We start from the raw sequence: 9,658 nt of genomic DNA on the forward strand, positions 1-9,658 counted from the left end.
ATAAATACACAGATAATCAAGCTGGCAACCGGATCGAGCACCGGATAGCCCATGCGGGCACCAAAGATACCGAGCAATGCGCCGATAGACGACAGCGCATCCGAACGATGATGCCATGCGTCCGCCATCAAGGCAGAAGAATCAATTTTCTTGGCATTCCAGCGTGTGTACTGATACATCGCCTCTTTTGATGCAATAGAAATCACAGCTGCAACTTCCGCCAAGACGCCCGGAATGGCCAGCGACTGATAGTCACGCGAAATAATATTTTTTATCGCTTCCAAGCCGATGCCCAAACCGGTCGCCAGTAAAATGCCCGCCAGAATGACGGCTGCCACACATTCCATCCGTTCATGTCCGTAGGGATGTTCTTTGTCTGATGCCTTTGCGGACAGCTTGACGCCGATAATAACGACAATGCTGCTGAATACATCGGATGCCGAGTGTACGGCATCACTAATCATGGCGCCGGAATGCGCCACAATACCGGCGAACAGCTTAAACAGCGACAAGACAATATTGCCGACAATGCTCACCATGGAAACCCGCATCGCGGTCTGCTCTGAGGTTCGTACTTGTTGTTCTTGCTTCATAAAGAAAGCCCCCTTTGATATAAAAAAAACGCGGAACAGATGTTTCCTGTCCCGCGGAATGACTCCACTGTCATAATGACCCGGCTGCGGCTATGACGCCGTACCTGCTCAGTTGTTTTATTGTATGTTCCGTTTGTTGTTCTTGTGATTATAGCAGGGTATGCAGCAAACGTCAAGAGGATTTTTTCAGGTTATAAATAGACAACTTGGATAATTTTCGCTAATTTTCCAAACTTTTCAAGTTATATATAACAAACAACTGCCAGTGGATAACCACTGGCAGTTTGTCTTACTTTCTGTTTGCAAAAAAGGCTTCTCGCTCTTTTTGAAGCTCCGCATAGATCTGCATCGCATTCCACGCCAAATTGGTCGGCGTCGTAATTGCTTTTAAATCAATGCGCATATTTGCCGCTCTCAGCTCCGCCAGTACCGTATCTATCATACGGTCAGAAAGTCCGTGCATGAGCAGCATCGGTTCCGCAAAGGTAAAGCCCAGCGGCGGCAGCACGTGCTGCGCTTTGCGCAAGCCGAGCAGCACGCCAATCGGCGTTGTATACGCCTCTCGGGAAACTGTGCGCACGGAGATGCCATGCGGTTTTAACCGCTGTGTCAGCTGCTTCTCCGTCTTGGGCGGCACTTGAAACAATAGCACTTGCATACGTTTCTCCTCTTACGTCGCAGACCAATTGCCCATGCCATGGAAAATCTGATCTGGCCACGGGTCAAAGCCTTTTGGGAAATCCTCAACCGCAGAAATCAGTCTGCGCTCGAAGACAATCGGAATAATCGGCGTCTCTTTGGCAAAACAGGTCAGATACGTCTGATATGCCGTATCATAATCCTCTTCCGAAGCATTGTTGAGATCGGTCAGGGCGCTCGTCATATCCGCACTGCGGTAATCGCCAAAGTTACGGTCTCCATTGCGCGAGATAATGGCAGACAAGTCAAAATCCGATGTCATTTCATATTCTCCATAATACATCTGGTATCTGCCGCGCGACAGGCGGGACTGGCACGCTTCAAACTCCAGCGGAATGACCTTGGTCTGAATGCCCATCTCGTTGAGCGTCTTGGCATACTGCTCCAGCACGGCACCCTTGGTTCCATACTGCTTATTATAGATGATCTGCAATTTGAAATCGCTGCCGCCGCGAATCTCCAAATAGCCATCATTATCTCGGTCATAAATGCCTGCTTTTTTGAGCAGCTTCAGCGCTGCTTCCTGATCGAATGCCGGTGCTTTAACTCCGCTCGGAACGTTTGCCACCGGCAGCGAAGTCGCATCTGCCCGTCCGGCAAAGCAAGTCTGTGCAATCGTTGCTCGATCCATCAGCATAGACAGAGCCGTGCGCACATTCTTATTATCCAGCGGCGCATCATCACAGTTGATGCCGAGATAGTGCATTCGGCTCGTACCGACCGTCTTGGTGTATTTTGCACCGGATGCCGCGGTGTCCTCTGCGTCCTTCTGCATCAGCATAGACAGCTGGCCGGTGCCCAGCAGATTCACGGCACCTGCACTGTTTGCAATCGGCTGCAAGGTGATGCTGTCACAGAAGCCAATCACGCCGCCGCTCCACTGGTCAAACGGAACGGCATGGATGCCGCCGTCGTCCGACTTGACAATTTTATACGGTCCGGAGCCATCCGGAATATCATCGTCTTCTGAGCCCTTGCAGAAAATCGGCACATCCAGCAGCGCTTCCAGTGCTTTTTCGGATTTTGCCGTATTCAATCGAATATAGATTTCATTGCCGGAATATTTTACCGAAGAAATGCACGACAACTGATTCTGATAGGTCGAATCATCGCGCAACCGCGCATTGTTGAGTGAATACACGACATCAGACGGTTTAACATCTTCACCGGAATGGAATTTTACGCCTTCTCGAATGGTCAGTGTGTATGACTTGGCGTTGTTGCGCTGAATGCTCGCGCACAGTTCCATCTGCGGTTCAAATTTTTCATTTAACAGAAATAACCGTTCAAAACACAGCTGACTGAGCAGCTTGTTCTCTTCCGACGTACATGCCAGCGGGTCAAGTCCGTCATTTTCATTATATGCCAGAGAAAATGAGGTGACTGCCTTTACATTTTCATCCGCCTGCACCACCGGTTCCCCAGAACCCGTATTTACCGTTACACTGCCTGTATCCTGCTGGGCAGCATTCGTGTCGTTACCACAGCCGGTCAGCAGCGTGCCAAGCAAACAGGCTCCTGCCAGCCAAGCAGTGATTTTCTGTTTGGTTTTCATATCTAGTTCTTATCCCTCCAGCATGATAATGCCCGCCTGTACGCCACGGTTTCCGTGTGTCGCACGGTGCGACCAAAATGTATCATGCATACACTTGGTACACATGCCACTGTCTACAATATTCTGTACCCCGCAGCTTTCTAACTGTTCTCGATTGATTCCCTGCAAATCGAGGAAGAATTTCTTGCCGCGCGGCTGAATAAACGGCGTGACGGCATCGCCCATGGTCTCGCGCATGGCGTCCGGCACATCGGCATCCGTCTCAAAACAGCACTGTCGAATGGACGGTCCGATTGCCGCCTCAATATGCTCCGGCTTTGCGCCATATTCTTCCTGCATCCGGCGCACGGTCTTGGCAAGGATCTCATTTGCTGTTCCGCGCCAGCCGGAATGACATACACCGATGCTGTGGCTCACCGGGTCATGCAGCAGCGTGACCACGCAGTCCGCATAATATCCGCACAGCGGAACATGGGGCAAATTGGTAATAATCGCATCTGCCTGCCAGCTCATCGGCTGTCCCAATCCCATGCCCATTGTCTGCTCGTCCACAACGCGAACAATGTCGCTATGGATCTGTTTGGTCATGGTCATGCGGGCACGCGGCACGTGCAAATGATCGGCGAGAATCTGATAATTTTGCAGGACATTTTCCCGCTCATCTCCCCGATTAAAGCCGAGATTGAGCGAGGCAAGATGTCCCTTGCTCACACCGCCGAATTTTGTTGTAAACAAATGCTTCGTTGTAATATTGTCGCTGGTATAATAGATCAGACTGCCTTCCTGCTGCCTGTGTATCATCTGATGCATGGTACGCCTCCTCTTATGCTGTATGTATTATACTATGCTTTTCCAAAAAAATATAGTGGAAATATTCCATACAGAAACCTTGCAAAAAATCGCCAGAATCTGTCGTTTTTTTACTTCCGTTATCCCTTTTGCATTTTCCGTTTTTTCTTCCTGTCAATTCCCGTTTCCCTGCCTGTTGACAAGACTTTGTTTTCCGATTAAAATGGTCTATGATGCCTTTGTATCAAACGTACGCGATCTATCGTTTAACCGCACAGGTAATCCTTAAAAATCAAGCTTTTTTTAGAAAAAATCACAAAAAAATGGAGGTGTGTATCAGAAGAATGATTGGTTATATCATTGGCGCAGCCGTTGTCGGACTCGTTGTCGGCGTTGTCATCATGTTTATCTACTGCAATGTTTCCAAGCAGACCGTGAGCGACGCGAAACGCGAAGCCGAGAGCATCAAAGCTGAGGCAGAAGAGACCGCTGCGCGAAAGAAACGGGAAGCTTTATTAGAAGCAAAAGAAGAAATTCACAAAAACCGCGCCGATCTCGAACGAGAAATCAAAGAGCGCCGCGGCGAAATGTCCAAAACCGAACGTCGACTGACACAGAAGGAAGAAACACTGGATCGAAAGACCGATGCAGCGGACAAGAAAAACGAAGAGCTGACTCGCCGTCTGGCAAATGTACAGAAGAGCCGCGAAGAGGCAGAGCAATACAAGCAGCAGCAGCTGGAGCGACTGGAGAGCATTTCCGGTTTGACCCGCGACGAAGCCAAGCAGTATCTTGTCGATTCCATCGAGCAGGAAGCACAGCACGATGCAGCCATCAAGCTGCGTGAAATTCAGCAGCAGACCAAGGATGATGCCGAGAAATACGCGAGAGAGATTATTTCCTCCGCCATTCAGCGCTGTGCTGCCGATCATGTCGCAGAAGCAACGGTATCCGTTGTGCCGCTGCCGAATGACGAAATGAAGGGTCGTATCATCGGCCGCGAAGGACGCAACATCCGCACACTGGAAACGCTGACCGGTGTCGATCTCATCATCGACGACACGCCGGAGGCAATCACCCTTTCGTGCTTCGATCCGGTTCGCCGCGAGGTTGCCCGTCTGACGCTGGAAAAGCTCATCATCGACGGCCGCATTCATCCGGCTCGCATCGAAGAGATGGTCGAAAAGAGCCGCCGCGAAGTGGATCAGATCATCAAGCAGGAAGGCGAACGCGCTGTTCTGGAAACCGGTGTGCACGGTCTGCATCCGGAGCTGGTCAAACTGCTCGGCCGAATGCGTTACCGCACGAGCTACGGTCAGAATGTGCTGCAGCATTCCATCGAGGTCTCTCATATCGCCGGTATTCTCGCCGGAGAGCTGGGCATCAATGCCACACAGGCAAAGCGTGCCGGCTTGCTGCATGATATTGGCAAGGCTGTGGACCGCGAAATGGAAGGCTCTCATGTCGACATCGGCGTGGATCTGTGCAAGCGTTATCATGAGCACGCAGACATCATTCACGCCGTACAGGCACATCACGGCGATGTAGAAGCGAAGACACTGGTTGCTTGTCTGGTACAGGCAGCAGATGCCATTTCCGCAGCCCGTCCGGGCGCACGCCGCGAGAACCTGGAAGCATACATCAAGAGATTGGAAAAACTGGAAGAGATCGCAAACACTACGCCGGGTGTCTCCAGCTCTTATGCCATTCAGGCAGGCCGTGAAATTCGCATCATTGTCAATCCGGAACAGGTCAATGATTCGCAGATGGTTCTGCTCTCCCGTGAAATCGCAAAGAAGATCGAGGACGAGCTGGAATATCCGGGTCAGATCAAGATCAACATGATTCGCGAAACCCGCGCCGTTGAATACGCAAAATAAGCACATTTTTGTGCACACAAAAGCCCCGTACCAATCGGTACGGGGCTTATTTTTTGTCTTACGGCCGTCTGCACGTGAGCAGAATTACCTGTCGTTCATGCGCGATTTCCCGCAGCAGCTTCATGCCGCAGGCGACGCGCTGGTCATCATAATTGACGAACGGATCGTCCAAAATCAGCGGGACGCTCTCATCCTGCTTATCCAGCAGCACCTTGCACACAGCAAGACGCAGTGCCAAGTACAGCTGGTCGCGCGTACCGGTAGACAGTCTCAGGCGATCCATCTCGACTGCACTGTTTTCTCTCCGGCAAGTCGCTTCCAAATCCGTATACAGCTGCATGGCGGTATACCGTTCTGCGGTCAAAATCCGCAGATATTGCTCGGCGAGCTTATTGATCTGCGGAGCAACGCGGCCGGTCAGCTCGGCATGTGCCTGCACCAGCGATTCCTTTGCCAGCCGAATCGCATCCAGCTGCCAGAGAATATTTTCGCGTTCTTCCTGTAATCGGCTGCGCTGGGCACACAGGGCACTGCGCTCGCCGATTTCTTCTCGCTTGCCCTTGCACGAAGCAATGGCTTCATGCAGCGAAGTGTTTCTGTTTCGCGCCTGCTCTGCCGCCTGCTTGGCCTGTTCCATGCGAACGCGAACTTCGCCATTCGGGCCGGTCTGTTCCAAAATCTCCATGTACTGCTGCTTGAGTTCTTCATACTCCTGCTGACGCGCCAGATACTGCTTTTTGTTGTCTCTCGCCTGTGCGATGAAAACAACCAGTTCCTCGCTGTCATCCATGGAAAGTTCCGGAGACATGCTGCGCAAAATCTTTTGGAATTTATTTTGTACCTGTGCCAGCTTTTCCGTCGTCTGCTCGACGCGGGCAATAGCCTGCTGCTTGCGCTTGTGCAGCTTGACGCGCTCTTCATCAAAGTCCATCGGTGGTGTGTCCAACGTTTGCGTACTGCCGACAAAGGTCACAATGAGGAAAATCACGGCAAGCAGAGAAAATACATACGGCATGTACGGTGTCAGCGGACCAAATGGAATGAGTCCCAGCAGACTGACGACTGCCGATACGCCGAGCACAATCGCAACAATCATCGACCAGCCGCGAATATGAATATCCGCAACGCTGCTGGAGCTTTGGCTGTAATCCTCCTCGGTGTGGTCAATGTCATCCTGCCACTTCTGGTAGTTTTCCGTGACCTCTTCCAGCTCCGCGCTGGCCACGTCGAACGCCTGCTTGGCCTCTGTATATACCGGCGCGAATTTTTCTGCTTCATTGAGCAGCCGCTCTTCCACGAGCTGTTCCTTCAGCTGTGTCAGCTTTTCCCGCGCCTCTCGTTCTTCTTTCTCTGCCGCTTCGCGTTTTGCCACGAACAGCAGCGTAAATGCTTCTGTCGCCTCTTGCAGCTCTTTTTCCGCCTCTTCGACAGCTTGCTGCGCCGTAGGCTCCTGCGCTTCATATGCAGCGATCTGCGCTGTCAGCTCATCCAGTCGCGATACCGACCGATTAATGTCCTCCAGCTCTTGTTCCACCGCTGCATATCTGCCGCGATTTCCCGTGCCTCGCAAGGCATGTTTCCATTGATCCAGCTGAGAAATCGCACTCGAATACGCGGTTGTGTTATCTCCCGAAGTGGAAAGCTCCAGCATCCGCTGCTCCAGCTCCTCAGCAGAAAGCGCCTGATCCTGTCCATCCAGCATAGCGGAGGACTGAAACGCCTCTTCGCTGACGCCGGTCAAGATCTTGCCACAGTCTTTTGCCGTCAGCTCCTCGCATGGTTCGCCAGTATCCGCATACACCGCGGAAAACTCCTGCATCGGTGCAGTTCCCTTGCCGGTCTGGCGACTGATAATAATTTCTCTGCCCTTCCATTCCAGCTGCAACAGACCGCTCATGGGATTGCCGTCCGCCGGACGGAATCTCGTCTTATCCGATAGCTGGTTGCGGGTATCGCGTTTGCTGGTATTGAGACCATACAGCATCACGCGCAGGAAATTACACAGCGTCGTCTTGCCGCCCTCATTGGGGAGATACAGTACATTGAGGCCATCCTCAAATCGGATCTGCCTTCCATCAAGCACACCGAAGTGCCCTTGTGCTGTTAAAAATTTCATATTACGTCACCTATTTACATTTCAATTGTCTTCAAACAATTATGATTCTTATTATACCATAGAATCCGCATAAGACAACCAGCTGTTTTGGATTTCTTTCCCTTCGTTTCCTCTTGCGCATAAGGAACAAATCGCCGCATCATGCAGGAAATCCGTCTTCCCGGAGAAATTGTGCCGTTTTTCCGCTGTATTTTGCCAATTCTTCTATTATGTCACCATCATATGTGCAGAAATTCGGATGCTTTTAACCGAAAATCAGGATTTTCTGGCAACTATGTCCACGTTTTACACAACTTTTTTCAAAAAAACGATTTACAAACTTGTAACATTAGTATAAAATGTAAGTACGTAGGAAGGTGCGGATTTTCCCTCTCCGATTGTGTCGAGATAACAAGATATTTTTTCTTGTAACTTTAGCACTTTCTGTTGAAGTTTCGTTCATCTTTTGATACAATTAGAGGCGAGGGTATCAAACAATCCGCTCAAGTTTTGGACAAAAGGTTCGTCTGAACTTTTGTTCTACAGAAATTTTTATAGGAGATGTTAAATATGGATGCTTTTAGCAAGGCTCTGCAGGCCGACAAGAGAGAAATCATCATCGCACCGACCATCTACAAGTGCGCAACATTTAAGGAATTCGCTGAGGAATTCAAGCTGAACGAGAGAGACTGCGTTCTGACCAACGAATTCATCTACAAGCCGTTCATGGAGGAACTGGGTCTGAAGTGCAACTTCGTATTCCAGGAGAAGTTTGTAGGCGCAGGCGAGCCGTCTGAGAAGATGATTGAGATCATGTACGATACCATTCCGTACGATTCTTATGACCGCGTTATCGCTGTTGGCGGCGGCGCTATCATGGACCTCTGCAAGCTGCTGGGCTGCAAGCGTCCGAAGTCTGTACATGAGATGTACTTCAAGCGTGAGCCGTTCATCCACGAGAAGGAAGTTATCGCTATCCCGACCACCTGTGGTACCGGTTCCGAAGTTACCAACATTTCCGTTGCTATCGTAAAGGACGAGAAGGACGGCGTTCTGACCGGCGGCGAGACCAAGCTGGGTCTGGTTTCCGACGACATGATCCCGAACAAGGTATGCCTGGTTCCGGATATGCTGAAGACTCTGCCGTACAAGCCGTTTGCTTCTTCTGCAATCGACGCTCTGATCCATGCTACCGAGTCCTTCCTGTCCCCGCATCGTAAGACCACTACTTCCGAGCTGTTCTCCGTAAAGGCTATGGAGATGATTCTGGAAGGCTTCCGCCGCATCGGCGAGGGTGGCCCGGACGCTCGTCTGACTTACCTGGATGAGTTCTCCACCGCTTCTACCTATGCTGGTATCGCATTCCTGAAGGCTGGCTGTGCTACCGTTCATGGCATGTCCTTCCCGCTCGGCGGAACCTACCATGTACCGCACGGTGAGTCCAACTACGCTCTGTTCGGTAAGATCCTGGAGATCTACGACGAGTACGATCCGAACGGCGAACTGCTGAAGTTCAAGCAGCTGGTTGCTCGCATCACTGGTTGCGAAGTTGAGAACGCTATCCCGTACCTGAACGAGCTGCTGGAGAAGGTTCTGCACCTGAAGCCGCTGCATGAGTACGGCTTCAAGGAAGAGGACATCAAGGCATTTGCTGAGTCCGTTGAGGCTAACCAGCAGCGCCTGATCACCAACTCCTACGTTCAGCCGTGGACCAAGGAGCTGTCTGAGCGCGTTTACAGAGAGTGCTTCTAAGTTCCAACGGAACAAACACTATAACCGTTAGCTTGTGAAACGCAGCGGGTATCGTCCGCGGTACTCGCTGCGCTTTTGCTACATAAAACACATCGAAATTTCGCTTGAATATACATTTAAGAGAGAGACGACTGAAGAAAGGATTTTGATCACTATGATGACCAAAGAACAGTATATTGAGTCCCTGCGCAAGCTGAACCTCAATCTGTGGATGTTCGGCAAGAAGGTAGAGAATCCGGTAGACGATCCGGTAATCCGCCCGTCCCTGAACTCCTTCGCAGCAACTTATGAAGCA

8 protein-coding genes and 1 riboswitch are annotated in these 9,658 nt (G+C 50.9%); of the genes, 3 read left to right on the plus strand and 5 right to left on the minus strand.

The genetic code is table 11. From position 1 onward, the window contains the following. The 4 genes from ACR0P9_RS03540 to pgeF all read right to left on the minus strand — a co-directional run. A partial coding sequence (locus tag ACR0P9_RS03540; protein WP_432617458.1) for a cation diffusion facilitator family transporter occupies positions 1-593 on the minus strand: 593 nt, incomplete at its 3' end. Positions 594-637: 44 nt separating this feature from the next. Continuing rightward, positions 638-717, minus strand: a riboswitch (NiCo riboswitch). 165 nt (positions 718-882) lie between these two features. Further along, positions 883-1,251, minus strand: coding sequence for a DUF3783 domain-containing protein (locus tag ACR0P9_RS03545; protein ID WP_432617459.1), 369 nt, complete (start codon positions 1,249-1,251; stop codon positions 883-885). A gap of 12 nt (positions 1,252-1,263) precedes the next feature. After that, complete coding sequence (locus tag ACR0P9_RS03550; RefSeq protein WP_432617460.1) at positions 1,264-2,847, minus strand: ABC transporter substrate-binding protein; 1,584 nt, start codon at positions 2,845-2,847, stop codon at positions 1,264-1,266. Between the two features lie 9 nt (positions 2,848-2,856). Beyond that, positions 2,857-3,657, minus strand: coding sequence for a peptidoglycan editing factor PgeF (gene pgeF, locus ACR0P9_RS03555; RefSeq protein WP_432617461.1), 801 nt, complete (start codon positions 3,655-3,657; stop codon positions 2,857-2,859). 323 nt (positions 3,658-3,980) lie between these two features. On the opposite strand from pgeF, the gene rny reads away from it, so the two are divergent. Next, positions 3,981-5,516 (plus strand): ribonuclease Y, encoded by a 1,536-nt coding sequence (gene rny, locus ACR0P9_RS03560; protein ID WP_432617462.1) that lies wholly within the window; start codon positions 3,981-3,983, stop codon positions 5,514-5,516. Positions 5,517-5,574: 58 nt separating this feature from the next. Here rny and ACR0P9_RS03565 read toward each other — a convergent pair whose 3' ends face one another. Beyond that, on the minus strand, positions 5,575-7,632 hold the full coding sequence (locus ACR0P9_RS03565; protein ID WP_432617463.1) for an ATP-binding protein: 2,058 nt from the start codon (positions 7,630-7,632) through the stop codon (positions 5,575-5,577). A gap of 549 nt (positions 7,633-8,181) precedes the next feature. Here ACR0P9_RS03565 and ACR0P9_RS03570 point away from each other — a divergent pair. Together ACR0P9_RS03570 and ACR0P9_RS03575 are read left to right on the plus strand one after the other, a co-directional pair. After that, positions 8,182-9,363 (plus strand): 4-hydroxybutyrate dehydrogenase, encoded by a 1,182-nt coding sequence (locus tag ACR0P9_RS03570; protein ID WP_432617464.1) that lies wholly within the window; start codon positions 8,182-8,184, stop codon positions 9,361-9,363. Positions 9,364-9,511: 148 nt separating this feature from the next. Next, a partial coding sequence (locus ACR0P9_RS03575; protein ID WP_432617465.1) for a 4-hydroxyphenylacetate 3-hydroxylase N-terminal domain-containing protein occupies positions 9,512-9,658 on the plus strand: 147 nt, incomplete at its 3' end.

The organism is Butyricicoccus sp. (genome assembly GCF_050872565.1).
GTDB lineage: Bacteria > Bacillota > Clostridia > Oscillospirales > Butyricicoccaceae > Butyricicoccus_A.

Bases quoted from the DNA above. Each gene is read 5' to 3' on its own strand.
- ACR0P9_RS03545 (WP_432617459.1), bottom strand. From the start codon at position 1,251: ATGCAAGTGCTATTGTTTCAAGTGCCGCCCAAGACGGAGAAGCAGCTG.
- ACR0P9_RS03550 (WP_432617460.1), bottom strand. From the start codon at position 2,847: ATGAAAACCAAACAGAAAATCACTGCTTGGCTGGCAGGAGCCTGTTTG.
- pgeF (WP_432617461.1), bottom strand. From the start codon at position 3,657: ATGCATCAGATGATACACAGGCAGCAGGAAGGCAGTCTGATCTATTAT.
- rny (WP_432617462.1), top strand. From the start codon at position 3,981: ATGATTGGTTATATCATTGGCGCAGCCGTTGTCGGACTCGTTGTCGGC.
- ACR0P9_RS03565 (WP_432617463.1), bottom strand. From the start codon at position 7,632: ATGAAATTTTTAACAGCACAAGGGCACTTCGGTGTGCTTGATGGAAGG.
- ACR0P9_RS03570 (WP_432617464.1), top strand. From the start codon at position 8,182: ATGGATGCTTTTAGCAAGGCTCTGCAGGCCGACAAGAGAGAAATCATC.